Origin of the sequence: Micromonospora sp. WMMD1076 (genome assembly GCF_029581475.1) — a bacterium.
GTDB lineage: Bacteria > Actinomycetota > Actinomycetes > Mycobacteriales > Micromonosporaceae > Micromonospora > Micromonospora aurantiaca.
This window is the reverse complement of the sequence record NZ_CP120862.1, coordinates 470,401-488,781: the sequence shown is the minus strand read 5'-3', so window position 1 is coordinate 488,781 and position 18,381 is coordinate 470,401. Positions and strand designations below refer to the sequence as shown.

Below are 18,381 nucleotides of genomic sequence, written 5' to 3'. Positions count from 1 at the left end.
GTCACCGCGTCAGTCGATCAGTCGACGTCGGTGCAGACGTTGTGGGTCGTGCCGTGGAGCATCGTGATGGTCTTGTCGAAGGTGGGGGAGAACTCCACCCGGAACCGGCCGTCGACGATCCACAGCCCCTTCGGCAGCGTGCCGGCGTTCTCCCGGAAGCCGAGCAGCACCGGCCCGGTCACGTACCAGGTCATCGAGCCGTCGGTGCGGTAGACGACGAGGGCGGTGCCGCTCGCGTCCGCCGTCGAGGTGGCGCCGGTCGCCAGGTTCGTCACCCGGTTGATCAGAGCGCCGGTGAACAACTCCCGCTTCGGCGCGCCGTCCGGGTAGGTCTCGATCGTCAGCTTCCGCACCTCGTCCACGATCGGCTCGACCCGTACCGCGAACTCGCATCGTGCGCCGGCGGGCATCTCGAACGGCGCCTGGGGCGCCGGTTCCCAGGCACCCGGGGCGGGATGCCGCTCCGGCGCGGCGGACGCCGAGCCTGGTAGGGCCGCGACCACCGCTGCCACGACGCTCGCCACCGCGATGCTCATCCTGAACCGCATGCTCCACTCCATTCGTCGCTGGTCCGGATCCCTCGCTGGTCCGGGCGGCGAGCATCGCCGGGGCCGCTCACCACCGGCTCACCGCGTCGGGCGGCAACAGCCGAGCGGGCGGACCCGGCCGGCCGGGTTCCTCACCACGCGATCACCGCCGGGCGACAACCCCGGGCTCGGGCCGACCCGTCCTGTTCGGTATGGAGTTCCGCCTGCTCGGGCCGTTCGAGGCCCGCCACGACGGCCGGCCGGTCGAGGTCGGCAGCCGGCGCCAGGAGCGTTGCCTGCTCGGGGTGCTGCTGCTCGACGTCGGCCGGGTGGTGCCGACCGACCGCCTCATCGACCTGCTCTGGAACGGCCGGCCGCCGGCTACGGCCCGGGGCGCGGTGCAGACGTACATCGGGCGGCTGCGGGGCTCGCTCAACCCGTACGGGGTGCGGATCAGCACCCGGGGCGAGGGCTACGTGGTGGAGGAGGACGGGCACCGGGTCGACGCCGACGAGTTCGCCGAGCTGGTCCGGGCGGCCGGGCGGACCGTCGATCCGGCCGAGCGGGTGCGGTCGCTCGACCGGGCGCTCGCCCTCTGGCGCGGGCCGCTGCTCGCCGACGCGGCGGACGACGAGCTGCGGGACCGGCTGCACGGCACGGTCGAGGAACTTCGCCTGGTCGCCGTGGAACTACGGGCCGAGGCGCAGCTCGCGCTGGGCCGGCACACGCGGGCGGTCGCCGACCTGATGCCGCTGGCCGCCCAGCACCCGACGCGGGAACACCTCGTGGCGGTCCTGATGACCGCCCTCTACCGGGGCGATCGGCGGGCCGACGCGCTGCGCCTCTACCGCGCCACCCGGGACCTGCTCGCGGCCGACTTCGGCGTCGAGCCGGGGCCCCGCCTCCGGGAGGTGCAGCGCCGGGTGCTCGCGGGCGACGACCGGCTGGACCGGGCCGCCCGGCCGATGCACGAGATCCGGGTCGGCGACGAGAGCCTGCCGTGGAGCGTGGGCGGCCACCCGGCCCTGGACTTCTGCAACACCCTCGCCGGGTGGGGCCACGAGCCGCCGTTGCCCGGCGCCGAGTGGCTGCGCGGCTACCGGACCCTTGCCGTCTGGGCCGGCCACGTCGGGCTGGTGGACGAGGTCTCGACGAACCGCCTGCTGCACCTCGCACGCCGTGACCCGGTAGCGGCGGAGGCGGTGCTCGACGATGCCCGTACGCTCCGCGCCGCGCTCTACGCCAGCCTGGTCGGCCCGGACGACGGACCGGCCTTCGAGACTGTCGCGCGGGCCGCCGAGGCCGCCGCCCGTACGCTCGTCTTCCGGCGCGAGGCAGACGGACGCGGCAGATGGTGGCCGGACCTGGCGGCCGGGCTGCGGCTGCCGGTGCACGCCGCCGCGTTCAGCGGCGCGCAGCTGCTCGCCGATCCGGCCCGCTTCACGGTACGGGTCTGCCCGGACCGGCGGTGCGGGTGGCTGTTCCTGGACGAGAGCGGGCTGCGCCGGTGGTGCAGTCTGGGGACGTGCGGCGGCCGGGCGGGCGCGTCCTGCCGGAGCGCCTGACGCCGGGCACCCTCGGCGCACTGTGGGTCCGGGCGGATACGCTCGCCGGGATGCCGAGTGACGCCGCCCCCGACCAGTCCGCCGCTGACGGTTACCTGCAACGCGCCCACCTGCTCGCCGAGCTGGGGCGCTACGACGAGGGGATCGGCGAACTCACCGCGCTGATCGCGACCGAGCCGGCACACGTGCCCGCGTTGACCATGCTGGCCCGGATGCACCTGGCCGCCGACCGGCCGTCCGAGGCGCTCGCCGCTGCCGAGGCCGCAGTGGCCGCCGCAGGCGGCCCGCCCGCCCCTGAACCGCCTGCCTTGGGGACGCCGGCTGCGGAGGCGTCCACCAGCGACACGCCCGGCGCGGTGCCACCCGCTGCCGGGGAGGTCGTGCCGGCGCTCGTGGCGCGCGGGTTCGCCCTCCTCGACCTCGAACGCTGGAAGCCCGCCGCCGCCACCGCCGACGAGATCCTGGCGCGTGCGCCGGGTGACGCGTACGCGCAGCGCAGTGCCGCCGCCGTCCTCTCCGCGTCCCGCAACGGGCAGGCGGCGCTGGACGCGGCGTGGCGCGGGGTGGAGCTGGCCCAGGACGAGCCGGAGGCGCACCTGGTGCTGGGCCTGGTCGCGGTGCGGCTGCAACTGTTCGACCTGGCCGAGCGGGCCTACCGGGAGGCGCTGCGGCTGGACCCGGAGCTGGGCGAGGCGGGGCAGGACGTGGGCGTGGCCCGGCTGGAACGCCACCGGTACGCCGAGACGCTGGAACACCTGACCGCGCTGGCCGACCTGCCGGTGGCGCGTCCCGACCCGGCGCGGACCGTGGACGACGGCATCCGGCGGCTCCTGCTGTCGGTGGCCGGCTGGTCGCTGCTCGCGAGCGTGCTGGTCGCCGCGCTGGCCCCGGCCTCGTCCGGCGCGTCCCGGCTGTTCGCGGTGCTGGCTGTGGCCGGGACGGCGGTGCTCCTGCGGCGCCCGGCGACGTGGCGGCCCGGACTGCGGGAGGCGACGGCACGCGGCCTGGTCGTGCCGGTCTACGCGGCCGCCGCCGCGGTGGTGCTGCTGCTCGTGTACGCGCTGGTCGGCGGCCCGTTGCCGCTGGTCGGAGCGATCACCGCGTCGGTGGTGGCCGGATTCACCGCGTTCGCTCGCCGGTGAGAGGGTAGGAGGACCGGAAACACCGGCTGAAGGAAGCGGGAATCAGTGCTCACCGTCAACGCCTACGCGGCGACGTCCGCGACCGAACCGCTCACTCCGACCACGATCGAGCGGCGGGATCTCGGACCGGACGACGTTCTCGTCGACATCAGGTTCTCCGGCATCTGCCACTCCGACATCCACACCGCGCGTAGCGAGTGGGGCCCGACCCGCTACCCGATCGTGGTGGGCCACGAGATCGCGGGCGTGGTGCGGGAGGTCGGCTCCGCTGTGACGAAGTTCGCCGTCGGCGACCGGGTCGGCGTCGGCTGCCTGGTCGACTCCTGCCGGGAGTGTGACAACTGCGGCAAGGGCCTGGAGCAGTACTGCCTGAAGGGCAGCACCGGCACGTACGGCGGGGTGGGGCGGGACGGCGAGCCGACCCAGGGCGGCTACTCGCAGGCCATCGTGGTCAGCGAGGACTTCGTGCTGCGCATCCCGGACGGCATCGGGCTGGACGCCGCCGCGCCGCTGCTCTGCGCCGGCATCACCACGTACTCGCCGCTGCGGCACTGGAACGCCGGGCCGGGCCGCCGGGTGGCGGTGATCGGCATGGGCGGTCTCGGCCACATGGCCGTGAAGCTGGCCCACGCGATGGGCGCCGAGGTGACGGTGCTGTCCCAGTCGCTGAAGAAGAGGGAGGACGGGCTGCGGCTCGGCGCCGACCACTACTACGCCACCTCCGACGAGGACACGTTCACCGAGCTGGCCGGCTCGTTCGACCTGGTCATCAACACCGTGAGCGCGACCCTCGACATGGACGCGTACCTGCGGCTGCTCGCCGTGGACGGGACGCTGGTCAACGTGGGCGCCCCGGAGAAGCCGCTGTCGGTGCACGCGTTCTCGCTGATCCCGGCCCGGCGGTCGTTCGCCGGGTCGAACATCGGCGGCATCGCGGAGACCCAGGAGATGCTCGAATTCTGCGCCGAGCACGGGCTGGGCGCCGAGATCGAGGTGATTCCGGCCGAGAAGATCAACGAGGCGTACGAGCGGGTGCTCGCCTCCGACGTGCGCTACCGCTTCGTCATCGACGCGTCCACGTTCTGACGACCGCGTGCGAAGGGGCCGCGTCCGTGCCGGGCGCGGCCCCTTCTCGCGTACGTCAGGACTTGCGCGCCCAGGTCCAGGCGTAGCCGTCGTCCTCGCAGTCGGCGGCCGCGTCGCAGAGGTCGAGCGGGCGGAACGTGTCCACCATGACCGCCAGCTCGTCGAAGAACTCCGCACCGATCGAGCGCTCAGCCGCGCCCGGCTGGGGGCCGTGGGTGAAGCCGGACGGGTGCAGCGAGATCGAGCCCTGCTCGATGCCGGAGCCGCGCCGGGCCTCGTAGTTGCCGCCGGTGTAGAACAGCATCTCGTCGGAGTCGACGTTGTGGTGGTTGTACGGCACCGGGATGGCGGCGGGGTGGTAGTCCACCTTGCGCGGCACGAACGAGCAGATCACGAAGTTCGGGCCCTGGAACGTCTGGTGCACGGGCGGCGGCTGGTGGATCCGCCCGGTGATCGGCTCGAAGTCGTGGATGGAGAACGCCCACGGGTACATGTGCCCGTCCCAGCCGACCACGTCGAACGGGTGGTTGGCGTAGACGTACCTCGTCCAACCGCGCCGGTGCTTGACCAGCACCTCCACCTCCTCGCCGTCGACGAGCAGCGGGGTGTCCGGGCCGCGCACGTCGCGCTCGCAGTAGGGCGCGTGCTCCAGGAACTGCCCGCGTACGGAGAGGTAGCGCTTGGGCGGCCCGATGTGGCCGGACGCCTCGACGGCGAGCAGCCGGGTCGGTTCGTCGCCGGTGGGCACCAGGCGGTGGATGGTCGAGGTGGGGATGACGACGTAGTCGCCCGCCACCGCGTCGAGCACGCCGAACGGCGACTCGACCCGCATCGACCCGGCCTCCAGGTAGAGGCAGTGGTCGCCGGTGGCGTCGCGGAACAGCGGCGACGGCCGGTCGGCGAGCACGTAGGCGATGCGTACGTCGTCGTTGGCGAGCAGGTACTGCCGGCCGAGCACCGGGTCCGCGCCGGTGCCGTCGAGCTTGTGCGTGCGCAGGTGGCGCGGCTTGAGCGGCAGGTTCGGCACGCGGGTGACTGTGGGCGGGGCGTACTCCTCGGCGGCGAGGATCGCGGTCGGCGCGTGCCGGTGGTAGAGCAGCGACGAGTCGGAGGAGAAGCCCTCCTGGCCGACCAGTTCCTCCGCGTAGAGCGTGCCGTCGGGCTGGCGGAACTGGGTGTGGCGCTTGCGCGGCACATCGCCGACGCTGCGGTAGTACGGCATCTCGCCTCCCGATATGTCCCGTTCTCCGGCCGGTGGCGTCCGATAATCGGACGCTGTTGTCCGTTCCTCGTAGCGTCCCGTACATTCTTGTCTCGTGTCAACGCAGGTGCCCTGCCTCCTCTCCGGCCTGGTGGACGACGCCGCGGTCTTCCCGCCCGGCAACGCCGCGCTGCCCGACGCGGTGACCGCGCACCGCACCCACCGCACCGCCTGGTACGCGGACATGGTCGGTCCGCTGCTGCTGCCCGCCTCGGAGATCCAGCGCGGGTCGCTGAGCGGCCTGGTGGACCCGGCCGGGGGCCTGGTGATCGGCCTGATCGGCGACACCGGCCTGGATCAGATCCCGCAGGCGCTGGACGCGCTCGCGCCCGACGGGGTGAGCGCCCGGCAGATCGAGGCGCCGGTCGCCAAGCGCGGCGAGGACCCGCAGCCCGGGCTGTCCGAGCTGATGACGCTCGCCGGCCGGCTCGACGGCGCTGCCGTGTACGCGGAGATCCCGCTGACCTTCGGGCTGATGGGCGCGCTCGACACGCTCGCCGAGGCACGCGCCTCCGGGCTGCCGGTGGCCGCCAAGTTCCGCACCGGCGGGCTCGCCGCCGAGTTGTTCCCCACCCCGGTCGAGCTGGCCGCGGTGATCTGCGCGTGCCGGGACCGTAAGCTGCCGTTCAAGCTCACCGCCGGGCTGCACCACGCGATCCGGCACCGCGACCCGGAGACCGGCTTCAACCACCACGGTTTCGTCAACGTGCTGGGTGCCACGCTCGCCGCCGTCGGGGGCGCCGAGGTGGACGGCGTGGCCGAGCTGCTCGCGGCCACCGACCCGGTACGGGTGGTCGAGCCGGCCCGGGCGCACCGCGACGCCGAGCGCCCGCTCTGGGTCGGGTACGGCTCGTGCAGCATCTCCGAACCACTTACCGATCTGATCCGGCTGGGGCTGGTGAACGGAGGCTTCGAGGCATGAGCTGGGTTCCGGGTGTGGCAGGGTCGCCGTACGGGGTGACGAACCTGCCTTACGGCGTGTTCCGGCACGGCGGAGGCGAGCCGCGCGTCGGCGTCCGCATCGGTGACTTCGCGCTGGACCTGGCCGGCGCGGAGGCCGCCGGTCTGGTGCTGGCCGGCGGCGCGCTGGGCCGGCCGACGCTCAACGCCTTCATGGCGCTCGGCCGCCCGCAGTGGACGGCGGTTCGGCAGCGGGTGGTCGAGCTGCTCACCGAGCCGGAGCACCGTCCGGCGGTCGAGCCGCTGCTGGTGCCGCTGCGCGAGGTCGAGATGGCGCTGCCGTTCGAGGTGGCCGACTACGTCGACTTCTACTCCTCCGAGCACCACGCCTCGAACGTCGGGCAGATCTTCCGGCCCGGGCAGCCGCCGCTGCTGCCGAACTGGAAGCACGTGCCGATCGGCTACCACGGCCGGGCCGGCACCGTGGTCGTCTCCGGCACCCCGGTGACCCGCCCGACCGGCCAGCGGGCGAGCGCGCAGGGCCCGACCACCGGCGCCTCGGTCCGGCTGGACATCGAGGCCGAGGTGGGCTTCGTGGTGGGCGTGCCGAGCCGGCTCGGCGAGCGGGTGCCGGTGGCCGACTTCGCCGGCCACGTCTTCGGCGTGGTGCTCGTCAACGACTGGTCGGCCCGGGACATCCAGGCGTGGGAGTACCAGCCGCTCGGACCGTTCCTCGGCAAGTCGTTCGCCACGTCCGTGTCGGCCTGGGTGACGCCGCTGGAGGCGCTGTCCGACGCGTTCGTGCCCGCGCCGGATCAGGACCCGCCGGTGCAGGACTACCTGCGCGACACCCCGCACCTCGGGCTGGACCTGACGCTGTCGGTCGAGTGGAACGGCGAGCGGGTCGCCGAGCCGCCGTTCGCCGGCATGTACTGGACCCCGGCCCAGCAACTCGCGCACCTCACCGTCAACGGCGCGTCGCTGCGTACCGGCGACCTCTACGCCTCCGGCACCGTCTCCGGTCCGGAGCGCGGCCAGGTCGGTTCGTTCCTGGAGCTGACCTGGGGCGGAGTCGAGCCGGTCAAGTTCGCCGACGGCAGCGAGCGGACGTTCCTGGAGGACGGCGACACGGTGACGATCACCGCCACCGCGCCCGGCCCGGACGGCACCACAGTCGCGTTGGGCGAGGTCACCGGGACGATCCTCCCGGCTCGCTGAGATCCGACCTTCCGAACCGGCCCCGGTCGCACCCGATGTGCGACCGGGGCCGTTTCCTTCGGCGTTGATCGCTCCGGATCACCTACGCCCCGGCCGGTGGCTCCCGGTCGAGCCGGGCGCCGCCCGCGGTGCCGGGCCGGGGCGTACCCGCGGAAGCCGAAACAGGAAGGACCGAGCATGACCGAGTTGACCGGTGCCGTCTGGCGCACCAGCAGCCGCTCGAACGATCAGGGTCTCTGCGTCGAGGTGGCGACGAACGTGGTCGCCGCGCACGGCGTGGTGGGCGTACGCGACTCGAAGGACCCGGACGGTCCGGCGCTCGCGGTGAGCCCGCCGGGCTGGGCCGCGTTCGTCACCGCGCTGCGGGGCGGCGGGCTCCGCGGCTGACCGCCCTTGCGCCACACCGGTGCCCCGGCCGGGGCACCGGTGGTGGAAATGTCACCGGGAGGCTCCCCGTTTCCGGTCACGGCCCGTACCGTGTACGACACGGGAGGTGCCATGTCGACGGTGACGGTTTCCGCATTCATCGAAGCGCAGAACGCCGATCTGTGGCGGCTGCTCACCGACCTCCCGGCCCGCGCCGACTGGCTCTCGGCGGTGGACGCGGTCGAGGTCCTCGGCGCCGGCGGGTTCGGGCCGGGCACCGGGTGGCGGGAGACCCGCGTCCGGCCGGACGGCGGCACCGAGCCGGAGGAGTTCGAGGTGATCGAGGCGGTCGCGCCCGGCCGCCTGGTGCTCGGGTCGCGGGGCGCCGGCGCCGACTACCGGATCACCTGGACGCTGCGCACGGTCGAGCGGCGGCGGCGCGGCTGCACCGAGGTCACGGTCGAGCAGGAGGCGGTGCCGACCCGGGCGTACGGGCGGGTGCTGGCCCTGATCCTCGGTGGCCTGGCCGCCCGCGCGGTCGAGGGCGCACTCCGGCGTGACCTGGCCGACCTGGCACTCGCAGCCGGTCCCGCCCGGTCCACCGAGGCCGCCTGAGCCGACCCGGCCGCTCCCCGTACCCGGCCCGCACGCGGCCGGTAGGGTGCCGGGGCGGAGGTGACGGATGGCGAAGGCCGCGAGGCGGCGGGCCGTGGTGGCGCTGGTGGCGGTGCTCGCCGTCGCGGCGTCGGTCGCCGTGGTCGTCCGGGTGCTGGCGCCCGCCGAGGTCGACACACCGGCCCGGAAGCCCTACCCGGCGGCGCCCGCGCCGACCGCCGGGGTGCTCGCGCGGCTGCCGGTGGCACCGCTCGTCGTGGACGGCCGGCTCCGCGTCTACGCGGGCACCCGTCAGGTGTACGCGGACCAGCCGGTCACCGGACGGCACCGGGTCACCCCGTTCTGGTCCTTCCGCCGCTGGCCGGCGACGCTGGTCGGAGTGCTCGCCGAGGGCACCACAGTGGTCAGCCGCTGGTCCGACGGGAAGCTGGTGGCGCTCGACGCGCGTACCGGACGGGTGGCCTGGCGGGCCGACGGCCCGCAGCCGGAGTCCGTGCCGGAGCCGCGACGCACCTTCGCCGCCACGGTCTGGGATCCGGCCGGGCTGCACGTGGCGCGCACTGCGGACGGGCGGAGCGTGCTGCTCGCGGCCGGTCCGGGCGGGCTCGGCGGCTACGACCTGGCTGACGGCCGCCGGCTCTGGCGCGCGGACGTGAGCCGGGGTTGCCGGTCCGACGTGGGCACCACCGCCAGCGGTGAGCTGGTCGGCGTGGAGCGCTGCGACGGTCCGGCCGCGGTCGAGCTGCGGGACGCGGCGACCGGTACGGTGCGGACCCGCTGGCGGCCGCCGGACGCGCCGGAGCAGCTCGTCGTCACGCCGGTGGGCTGCCGCGACGGGTACTCCGGTTGCCGCGGGCTGCGTACCGCCGGGCCGGACGGCGCGGACAGCCGGGGCTGGCTGGTGACCGACCCGGGTGAACCGGCCGCCGCGCCGGGCCTGGACCACCCGGACACGGTGCTCGACGGTGAGCGGACGGTGGACACGTCCGGCCCGGTGGTGGTCGGGCGCTCGGCGCGTACCGGCGAGGAGCTGTGGCGCCGGGCGGACATCCATCCGGCCCGGGTGCTCGCGGCCGAGCCGGGGCGGGTGCACCTGCTGACCGACCGGCGGGAACTGGTCACCGTCGACCCGCTCACCGGTACGACCCGGTCGAGTTTCGTGCTCGACCTGGGCCGGGACGGGATCGGCTGGCGGCCGGGCCGGGCGTACGCGGTGGACGGCTACGTCGCTGTGGAACGGCTGCGGGAGAAGGCCGCTCCGGAGGACGACGACCAGGGCTACTTCCTGATGGCCGAACCGGTGCTGTTGGCGGTGAGCTGATCTGGCGAGTCAAGCCCAAAAACGGACAAAAGCACCTATAGTCCTCTTGTCTGATCGGTCGGACGAAGACGCCCGGCGCCGGTCCGTAGGGGGTTGACGGACCGGCGCCGGGCGCGCCCGGTCAGGCCGGCGCGGCCTCGGCGGCGGCCAGGAACGCGTCGTTCTCGGCCGGGGTGCCGATGGTGACCCGGACACCGTCGCCCGGGAACGGGCGGACGATCACACCGCGCGCCTCGCACGCCCGGCCGAACTCCACCGCCCGCTCGCCCAGCGGCAGCCACACGAAGTTGGCCTGGCTGTCCGGCACGTCCGGGACGAACTTGCGCAGCGCCTCGGTGACCCGGTCCCGCTCGGCCACGACCAGCGCGCAGCGCCGCTCCACCTCGCCGGCCTGCGCCAGCGCGGCCAGCGCGCCGGCCTGGGCGGCCATGCTGGTGGAGAACGGGGTGACCACCTTGCGCACGGCGGCGGCCACCTCCGGCGCCGCGACCAGCCAGCCGATCCGCAAACCGGCCAGACCCCACGCCTTGGACAGCGTGCGCAGCACCGCCACGTTCGGCCGGTCCAGGTAGGTCAGGCCGTCCGGCACCTCCGGGTCGGTGACGAACTCCCGGTACGCCTCGTCGATCACCACGAGCACGTCGTCCGGCATCGCGTCGAGGAAGCGGTCCAGCTCGGCCCGGCGCACCGCCGTACCGGTGGGGTTGTTCGGGTTGCAGACCAGGACCATCCGGGTCCGGTCGGTCACCGCCGCCGCCATCGCGTCCAGGTCGTGGCCGTGGCCGGCGTCGTTCGGCACCCGCACGCTTGTCGCGCCGCTGGTCGCCGCGATGATCGGGTACGCCTCGAAGGAGCGCCACGAGTAGAGCAGCTCGTCACCGGGCAGGCAGGTGGCACGGACCAGGTGCTCGGCCAGCGCCACCGAACCGCAGCCGGTGGCGATCCGGTCGGCGTCCACGCCGTACCGCTCGGCGAGCGCCTGACGCAGCGCCACCACGCCCATGTCCGGGTAGCGGTGCGAACCGGCCACCGCCTCGGCGACCGCCTCCACCACGCCCGGCAGCGGACCGTACGGCACCTCGTTGCTGGCCAGCTTGATCGCCTCGGCCAGGCCCAGCTCCCGGGCCAGGTCGGCGGGGCTGCGGCCGGGCACGTAGTTGGGCAGCGCGTCCAGGTCGGCGCGGGTGAGCCGCAGCGCAGGCTGGTGGCGTCCGGTCTCGGTCATGGGGTGTCTCCCGGGGTGTCGGCGCTCTCGGGCGGGGCGGTACTGGTGTCACGCTTGCGGGGGAGCTGGACCACCACCGTCTGCGCCCGCTTGTCGTGCAGGGCCTGGCGCAGCGGGTGGTCGAACAGGGGCGAGATCGCATCGATGAGCTGGAGCAGCAGACCCAGTCCGCAGCAGTACCAGAGCAGCGTCGGCAGGCCGAGCGTGCTCCAGCGCCGGGTGGCCCGGCCGAAGCCGAGCGGCTGGTCCGCCTCGACCGGCAGCGCGCGGACGCCCATCAGCCGCTTGCCGAAGGTCTGACCGCGCGCCGCCATCGACGGCACCTCGTACGCGTACCAGAGCGCTGTGGCGATCACCAGAATGGCGATCTGGAGGCCGCCGGCCTGGTCGTCGATCTGGGGCAGCCCCTCGGTGGACGTGTCGCCGTTGAGCGCCCGGCGCACCGACTCGCGCAGGTACGGGGAGACCGCCTCGACGTAGCGCCAGACGAACCAGCCGTTGACAACGGCGTTGAGCAGGAACACCACGCCGAAGTCGATCAGGCGCGCGACCAGCCGGGCACCGTACGACGCGAGCGGCAGTCCGTGCGGGCGCGGGATCGGCTGTGCTCCCGGCCAGTGCGGGTACGGCCAGCCCGGCGGCGGTCCCTGCATACCCGGCCCGGCCGGTCCCGGTTGCCCGGGCTGCCCGGGCTGACCCGGCCACGGGTTCACCTGACCCGGCTGCCCCGGCCACGGGCCGGGCTGCCCCGGCTGTCCCGGCCACGGGGTCGGTGCGGCCGGCGGGCCGGACGTCGGGGTCGCCTCGGGCCGGCCGCCGGGACCGGAGGCCTGCTGGTCGGCGGCGGGCGTCGCGGCGGCCGGCGCGGGCTCGGGTTCGGCGGCCGGCGGGCCGTCGGGCGGGGTGACGTCGACCGGGATCGGCGCGCCGATCCAGCCCTCGCCGTCCCACCACCTGCGGGTCTCCGTGTCGGCGGGGTCGACGTACCAGCCGGGTTCCAAACTCACGATGCCGTCCTCATTCGCGACTGCGGGGCTCGCAGACCCGGCTCACTCCTCGCGCTCACGATGCCGTCCTCATTCGCGACTGCGGGGCTCGCAGACCCGGCTCACTCCTCGCGCTCACGATGCCGTCCTCATTCGCGACTGCGGGGCTCGCAGACCCGGCTCACTCCTCGCGCTCACGGGCCAACCTTAACGACGACAGTCCCGGCGAACTTGTCGTGGAGGCACTGCTGCCAGGGCTTGTCCCACAGTTGCCAGAAACCGTCGAGGTAGCTGAGGAACGGAACGAACATCCCGCCGGCGAACTCGACGACCCAGCGCTTGCCGAGCATGCCCCGGCTCAGCACGGCGTCCGGCTGCACCGGCACGATCCGCAGCTTCATCACCTTCTTGCCGAGCGTCTGCCCGGTCCGGCGGGCGTACTCGACGTGGTAGACCCAGTAGAAGACGAGCATCAGCAGCAGGACCCCCAGCTCGGCGGCGAGCAGCGGCAGGAACACGCTCGTCCAGACCTCGACCGGGTCGGGGCCGTTCGGTCCGGTCTGCTCCAGCTCGTCGATCATCCGGAAGAAGACGAGGAAGAACACCGGCAGGAACAGCACCATCATCACCGCCGTGGCGACCGCGGTGTCGATCAGGTAGGCGAGCAGCCGGTCGCCGAAGCCCGCCAGCGGCTGCCCGTTCGGCGCCACCGGGGGCGGGACGGGCCTCGGGGCGTACCCGGGTGGGGGGTAACCGGGCGGCGGGTAACCGGGCGGGCCTGCGTACCCCTGGGGAACGTGCTGTGCGGGCACCGCCGGTCCGCCGGGCGGCGCGAAGCCGCCGCCCGCGGGTGGAGGACCGGCGGGCGGCGGCGTCGGGTTCGGAGGAGGCTGGGTCACGCGGACAGTGTTACAGGTTCCCGCGCTTCTCCTGCTCGCGCTCGATCGCCTCGAACAGGGCCTTGAAGTTGCCCTTGCCGAAGCCGAGCGAGCCGTGCCGCTCGATCAGCTCGAAGAAGACTGTGGGACGGTCCTGCACCGGCTTGGTGAAGATCTGGAGCAGGTAGCCGTCCTCGTCCCGGTCGACCAGGATCTTGCGGGACTGAAGCTCCTCGATCGGCACCCGGACGTTGCCGATGCGGGCGCGCAGCTCCGGGTCCTCGTAGTACGAGTCTGGGGTGTCCAGGAACTCGACGCCCGCGGCGCGCATGGCGTCCACGCTGGCGAGGATGTCGTTGGTGGCCACGGCGATGTGCTGGGCGCCGGGGCCCTGGTAGAACTCCAGGTACTCGTCGATCTGCGACTTCTTGCGGGCCACGGCCGGCTCGTTGAGCGGGAACTTCACCTTGCGGGTGCCGTTGGCGACGACCTTGCTCATCAGCGCCGAGTAGTCGGTGGCGATGTCGTCGCCGATGAACTCCGCCATGTTCGAGAAGCCCATGACGCGCTTGTAGAACTCGACCCACTCGTCCATCCGGCCCAGCTCCACGTTGCCGACCACGTGGTCGACCGCCTGGAAGAACCGCTTCGGCTGGATGCCGGCGTCGATCATCGGCTGCCGGTCCACGATCGGGCCGCGGGCCACGAACCCGGGCAGGAACGGGCCGGTGTAGCGGGACCTGTCGACCAGGCTGTGCCGGGTGTCGCCGTACGCGGCGATGGACGCCATCCGCACGGTGCCGTGCACGTCGCTGACGTCGTGCGGCTCGACCAGGCCGGTCGCGCCCTGCGCCACGGCGTGCGCGTACGCGGCGTCCACGTCCGGCACCTCCAGCGCGATGTCGGAGACGCCGTCGCTGTGCTTCGCCACGTGCTCGGCGCCGTCGGCGTCCGGGCGGACCGCGCCGGTCAGCACGAAGCGGGCCGAACCGCTGGTCAGCACGTACTGCGCGTGGTCCCGGTAGCCCTGCTCCGGCCCCCGGTACGCCACGCACGTCATGCCGAACGCGGTGGAGTAGTAGTGCGCGGCCTGCTTGGCGTTGCCCACCAGGAAGTGGACGTGGTCCATGCCCTTGACCGGGAACGGGTCGCGGGTGATGTCGTGGTCGACTGCGCCGACGAGAGCGTCGACGTCGACCTCCTCGGTCGACTGGGGTCGGTCGATCGCCTGGGTCATGGGTGCCTCCCTCGCGTACCGGCCGGCCTCGTGGGCCGCCGTGGATGTGCTCTTCCGGCGAGGATCTACGGACCGCATCGAGTTGGGCAACAGTTGACGTAATTCCTGGTCAGGTTGTGCATTCGGTACCGTCGGGCACCATGAACACTGGTCAGGATGTACAGCTCGACGAGCTGGACGCTCGCTTGATCGAACTGCTCGCGGAGGAGCCCCGGATCGGCGTGCTGGAGTGCTCCCGCCGCCTCGGCGTGGCCCGCGGCACGGTCCAGGCCCGGCTCGACAAGCTCGTCGGCCGGGGCGTGGTGACCGGGTTCGGGCCGGACATCACTCCCGCCGCGATCGGCTTCGGGGTGACCAGCTTCGTCACGTTGGAGATCAGCCAGCGGCACGGCCACGACCAGGTCACCGCGCACCTGGCCGCGATCCCCGAGGTGCTGGAGGCGCACACCATCACCGGCTCCAGCGACCTGCTCTGCCGGATCGTCGCCCGGTCGAACACCGACCTCCAGCGGGTCATCGACCAGATCGTCGCCTCGGAGGGCATCCGGCGCGCGTCCACCATCATCGCGCTGGCCGAGCAGATCCCGTACCGGACGCTGCCGCTGGTCCGCTCCGCCGCCCGCGGGTAAGGAAGGGCCCCCTGTTAACGCCTTCGGAGGTGGAAGGGCCCCTTATTAACACCCCGGACCACCCAAGAAGCGCCGCGACACGCACCGCACGCGGCCCGGGGGACCGGTGATCGTCGCTACCGTGTGCGGTGTGAAGGGCCTAGGGGTACGCGGCTGGTTGCTGCTCGGGCTCGTCACCGTGGTCGTACTCGCCGCGACAGGCGTCTGGAACCCGTTCCCGGCGCTCTGGGACTGGGTCGACCGCAGCAAGCCGATCAGCGAGCCGGACGTGGTCTGGCAGCAGCGCGTCGGCGGCACGCCGCGCAGCGTCACCATCGCCGGCGACACGGTGATCGTCGAGCAGCGCACCCGCATCGAGGCGCGCAACCTCGCCGACGGCGGCCAGTTGTGGGAGCGCAAGGCCGACTGGTCGGCGGTCGCGGGCAGCGGCCGGGAGTCGGTCGTCGCCGTGGGCCGGCTGCTCGACAAGGGGTACGAGGTGCTCGACCCGGCCAGCGGCGTGACCCGCCGCCGCGACGACCGCGCGATTGCCGTCTGGACCTACCGGAACCTGCTGCTGGACGCGTACTGCGTGCAGGCCACCGACTGCACGCTGCGCGCCTGGGAACCGCGCGGCACCGCTCCGCTGTGGAGCGCGTTCCTGCCCGGTGTGCACAGCGGCGTGCTCGCCGACAACCCGGAACTACTGGGTACCCGGCGGCTCGGCGCCACCCGGATCGACGGCGGGGTGGCCGGGCCGGAGTCCGTCCCGCCGCTGCTCGGTTTCCCGGTCGACGGGCGGGTGCACGTGGTGGACACCGCCACCGGCCGGGTGCTCCAGAACGTCCAGCCCGGCCGCGAGGAGCGGCTCGCGGTGGTCGGTGGCCGGCTGCTGCGGATCGCGGCCACCTCCCGCGACGGGAGCTGCTACTACGCCGTGACCGCAGTGGACCCGGCCACCGGTCAGCAGGTGTGGCGGCGTGCCGGGATCAACCTGCGCACCGCCGACTACGCCGGCTGCGTGCAGCGGGAGGATCCGCAGGGCGGGCGCAACGTGATCATCGGGGTCGCCCCGGACGGGCGTGAGACGGTGCTCGACGGGTACGACGGCCGGCTGCTCCAGGTCGGCGCGGACGGCGAGAAGCTGCTCGCCGTGGACGACCGGTACGCCGTGGTGCGCAGCGCCGACAAGGGCTCGCTGCTGGGCCGGGAACTGTCGGCCGATCGGACGCGCTGGACCCGGCCGGCGGGCGGCAAGAGCGGTGCGGCGCTCACCCCGTACGCGGCGGTGATCAGCGAGGAGAAACCGTCGCGGCTGATCGCGGTCGAGCCGCGGGAGGGCCGGGTGCTGGTCGAGCTGCGTACCTCGGCGAACGCGCTGGCGGTCGGCCCGAATGGCATGATCATCGGCGAGGGGCGGGAGATCGGGTACGTCCGCTGGGGCGCCGGCACGGGCGAGGCGCCGGGGCCGGGCCAGGACGGCGCGCCGGTGGCGCCGGACCCCGGAGGCAGCTGGCGACCGCCCAGTGACCAGGGAAGTTGCGGACCGAAACGGGAACTCTGCGCCGACGGCAAGTGACAGCGGGTGAGAGCGTCGTCCCAGGACCCACCTGCGGGTGCCACCGATCGACGGCTCTGCCCTAGGCTTTTCGGTCATGAGCAGTGCCGCCGCCTTCTCGTACGCACCCCTGCTGCCGACCGGTCCCGACCAGACCGAATACCGCCTGGTCACCGACGAGGGCGTGGACGTCGTCAACGGCCCCGGAGGCCGCCGGTTCCTCACGGTGGATCCGGGCGCGCTGACCGCGCTGACGGCCGAGGCGATGCACGACATCGCCCACTTCCTGCGCCCGGCCCACCTGGCTCAGCTCCGCGCGATCATCGACGACCCGGCGGCCTCGCCGAACGACCGCTTCGTCGCGCTCGACCTGCTGCGCAACGCCAACATCGCGGCCGGCGGTGTGCTGCCGATGTGCCAGGACACCGGCACCGCGATCGTGATGGGCAAGCGCGGCCGGCACGTGCTCACCGACGGCACCGACACGGAGGCGATCTCGCGCGGCGTCTACCAGGCGTACACCCGGCTCAACCTGCGCTACTCGCAGCTCGCCCCGCTGACCATGTGGGACGAGCGGAACACCGGCAGCAACCTGCCCGCCCAGGTGGAGCTGTACGCCGAGGACCCGGACGGCCACGCCGACGCGTACAAGTTCCTGTTCATGGCCAAGGGTGGCGGCTCGGCCAACAAGTCCTACCTCTACCAGGAGACCAAGGCGCTGCTGAACCCGACGCGGATGATGCAGTTCCTGGAGGAGAAGCTGCGGCTCATCGGCACCGCGGCCTGCCCGCCCTACCACCTGGCGATCGTCATCGGCGGCACCTCCGCCGAGTACGCGCTGAAGACCGCGAAGTACGCCTCCGCGAAGTACCTCGACGCGCTGCCCACCGAGGGCTCGATGAGCGCGCACGGCTTCCGTGACCTGGAGCTGGAGGCCGAGGTGCTGGAGCTGACCCGCAACTTCGGCATCGGCGCGCAGTTCGGCGGGCGCTACTTCTGCCACGACGTACGGGTGGTCCGGCTGCCCCGGCACGGCGCCTCCTGCCCGGTGGCGATCGCGGTCTCCTGCTCGGCCGACCGGCAGGCGGTGGCGAAGATCACCCCGTCGGGCGTCTGGCTGGAGCGACTCGAAACCGACCCGGCGCGCTACCTGCCCGACGTGACCGACGAGACGCTGGAGACCGAGGAGGTCGTCCGCGTCGACCTGAACCGGCCGATGGACGAGATCCGGGCCGAACTGTCGAAGTACCCGGTGAAGACCCGGCTGTCCCTGACCGGTCCGCTGGTCGTCGCGCGGGACATCGCGCACGCGAAGATCGCCGAGCGGCTGGACGCGGGCGAGCCGATGCCGCAATACCTCCGCGACCACGCGGTCTACTACGCCGGGCCCGCGAAGACCCCCGAGGGCTACGCCTCCGGCTCGTTCGGCCCCACCACGGCCGGCCGGATGGACGCGTACGTGGAGAAGTTCCAGGCGGCCGGCGGCTCGATGGTGATGCTCGCGAAGGGCAACCGGTCCGCCCAGGTCACCCGCTCCTGCCAGGCCCACGGCGGGTTCTACCTCGGCTCGATCGGCGGCCCGGCCGCCCGGCTGGCGCAGGACTGCATCAAGCACGTCGAGGTGCTCGAATACGCCGAGCTGGGCATGGAGGCGGTCTGGAAGATCGAGGTGGAGGACTTCCCCGCCTTCATCGTCGTCGACGACAAGGGCAACGACTTCTTCGCCGAGGTCACCAAGCCGGTCCTCACCGTCGGCCGGCGCTGACGTCGGACGTACACGAGGGCGCCCGGGACGGTCCGGGCGCCCTCGGCGTGTTCGTCATGCATCGGCCTCCTCGGATGTCGTCACCGACAACCGGTGAGGAGTCTGTGCGCCGTCGCTACCGGA

The 18,381-nt window shown here is 73.2% G+C and carries 17 protein-coding genes; 11 read left to right on the top strand and 6 right to left on the bottom strand.

Features of this window, described 5'->3' with window-relative positions; all coding sequences use genetic code 11:
• Positions 1–17 precede the first annotated feature (17 nt).
• Complete coding sequence (locus O7622_RS02540; RefSeq protein ID WP_282311691.1) at positions 18–548, bottom strand: hypothetical protein; 531 nt, start codon at positions 546–548, stop codon at positions 18–20.
• A gap of 191 nt (positions 549–739) precedes the next feature.
• Between O7622_RS02540 and O7622_RS02535 the strand changes: the two genes are divergently transcribed.
• The 3 genes from O7622_RS02535 to O7622_RS02525 are packed head-to-tail and all read left to right on the top strand — an operon-like array spanning position 740 to position 4,320.
• Complete coding sequence (locus O7622_RS02535; protein WP_282311690.1) at positions 740–2,092, top strand: BTAD domain-containing putative transcriptional regulator; 1,353 nt, start codon at positions 740–742, stop codon at positions 2,090–2,092.
• Positions 2,093–2,142: 50 nt separating this feature from the next.
• Positions 2,143–3,234, top strand: coding sequence for a tetratricopeptide repeat protein (locus O7622_RS02530; RefSeq protein WP_282311689.1), 1,092 nt, complete (start codon positions 2,143–2,145; stop codon positions 3,232–3,234).
• A 45-nt stretch (positions 3,235–3,279) separates the two neighbouring features.
• The gene (locus O7622_RS02525; RefSeq protein ID WP_282311688.1) at positions 3,280–4,320 is read left to right on the top strand and encodes an NAD(P)-dependent alcohol dehydrogenase; all 1,041 of its coding nucleotides are present in this window, start codon (positions 3,280–3,282) and stop codon (positions 4,318–4,320) included.
• Positions 4,321–4,375: 55 nt separating this feature from the next.
• On the opposite strand, the gene O7622_RS02520 is transcribed toward O7622_RS02525, so the two are convergent.
• On the bottom strand, positions 4,376–5,542 hold the full coding sequence (locus tag O7622_RS02520; RefSeq protein WP_013475032.1) for a homogentisate 1,2-dioxygenase domain-containing protein: 1,167 nt from the start codon (positions 5,540–5,542) through the stop codon (positions 4,376–4,378).
• A 94-nt stretch (positions 5,543–5,636) separates the two neighbouring features.
• On the opposite strand from O7622_RS02520, the gene O7622_RS02515 reads away from it, so the two are divergent.
• The 5 genes from O7622_RS02515 (at position 5,637) to O7622_RS02495 (ending at position 10,001) form a co-directional block, all read left to right on the top strand.
• Positions 5,637–6,503 (top strand): hypothetical protein, encoded by an 867-nt coding sequence (locus O7622_RS02515; protein WP_282311687.1) that lies wholly within the window; start codon positions 5,637–5,639, stop codon positions 6,501–6,503.
• Entirely contained in the window at positions 6,500–7,699 is a 1,200-nt protein-coding gene (gene fahA / locus O7622_RS02510; protein WP_282311686.1) for a fumarylacetoacetase, read from the top strand. Before O7622_RS02515 ends, fahA begins: the two co-directional genes overlap by 4 nt.
• A 177-nt stretch (positions 7,700–7,876) precedes the next feature.
• Positions 7,877–8,086, top strand: coding sequence for a DUF397 domain-containing protein (locus tag O7622_RS02505; protein ID WP_282311685.1), 210 nt, complete (start codon positions 7,877–7,879; stop codon positions 8,084–8,086).
• A gap of 111 nt (positions 8,087–8,197) precedes the next feature.
• Positions 8,198–8,680, top strand: a complete 483-nt coding sequence (locus O7622_RS02500) for an SRPBCC family protein (protein WP_282311684.1) — start codon at positions 8,198–8,200, stop codon at positions 8,678–8,680.
• A 67-nt stretch (positions 8,681–8,747) separates the two neighbouring features.
• Positions 8,748–10,001 carry a PQQ-binding-like beta-propeller repeat protein gene (locus tag O7622_RS02495; RefSeq protein WP_282311683.1) on the top strand — a complete coding sequence of 418 codons (1,254 nt, stop codon included), beginning with the start codon at positions 8,748–8,750 and terminating at the stop codon, positions 9,999–10,001.
• 121 nt (positions 10,002–10,122) lie between these two features.
• On the opposite strand, the gene hisC is transcribed toward O7622_RS02495, so the two are convergent.
• The 4 genes from hisC to hppD all read right to left on the bottom strand — a co-directional run bounded on the left by hisC (position 10,123) and on the right by hppD (position 14,327).
• On the bottom strand, positions 10,123–11,226 hold the full coding sequence (gene hisC, locus O7622_RS02490; RefSeq protein ID WP_282311682.1) for a histidinol-phosphate transaminase: 1,104 nt from the start codon (positions 11,224–11,226) through the stop codon (positions 10,123–10,125).
• Positions 11,223–12,233, bottom strand: coding sequence for an RDD family protein (locus O7622_RS02485; protein ID WP_282311681.1), 1,011 nt, complete (start codon positions 12,231–12,233; stop codon positions 11,223–11,225). Before O7622_RS02485 ends, hisC begins: the two co-directional genes overlap by 4 nt.
• Before the next feature lie 173 nt (positions 12,234–12,406).
• A complete protein-coding gene (locus O7622_RS02480; RefSeq protein WP_282311680.1) occupies positions 12,407–13,111 on the bottom strand; it encodes an RDD family protein in 705 nt (234 codons plus the stop codon).
• Between the two features lie 10 nt (positions 13,112–13,121).
• Complete coding sequence (gene hppD / locus O7622_RS02475; protein WP_282311679.1) at positions 13,122–14,327, bottom strand: 4-hydroxyphenylpyruvate dioxygenase; 1,206 nt, start codon at positions 14,325–14,327, stop codon at positions 13,122–13,124.
• Positions 14,328–14,467: 140 nt separating this feature from the next.
• Here hppD and O7622_RS02470 point away from each other — a divergent pair, with 140 nt between their 5' ends.
• The 3 genes from O7622_RS02470 (at position 14,468) to O7622_RS02460 (ending at position 18,258) form a co-directional block, all read left to right on the top strand.
• Complete coding sequence (locus O7622_RS02470) at positions 14,468–14,956, top strand: Lrp/AsnC family transcriptional regulator (RefSeq protein WP_013288920.1); 489 nt, start codon at positions 14,468–14,470, stop codon at positions 14,954–14,956.
• Positions 14,957–15,077: 121 nt separating this feature from the next.
• Positions 15,078–16,514, top strand: a complete 1,437-nt coding sequence (locus O7622_RS02465) for a PQQ-binding-like beta-propeller repeat protein (protein ID WP_282311678.1) — start codon at positions 15,078–15,080, stop codon at positions 16,512–16,514.
• Between the two features lie 76 nt (positions 16,515–16,590).
• Positions 16,591–18,258, top strand: coding sequence for a fumarate hydratase (locus O7622_RS02460; protein ID WP_282311677.1), 1,668 nt, complete (start codon positions 16,591–16,593; stop codon positions 18,256–18,258).
• Positions 18,259–18,381 lie beyond the last annotated feature (123 nt).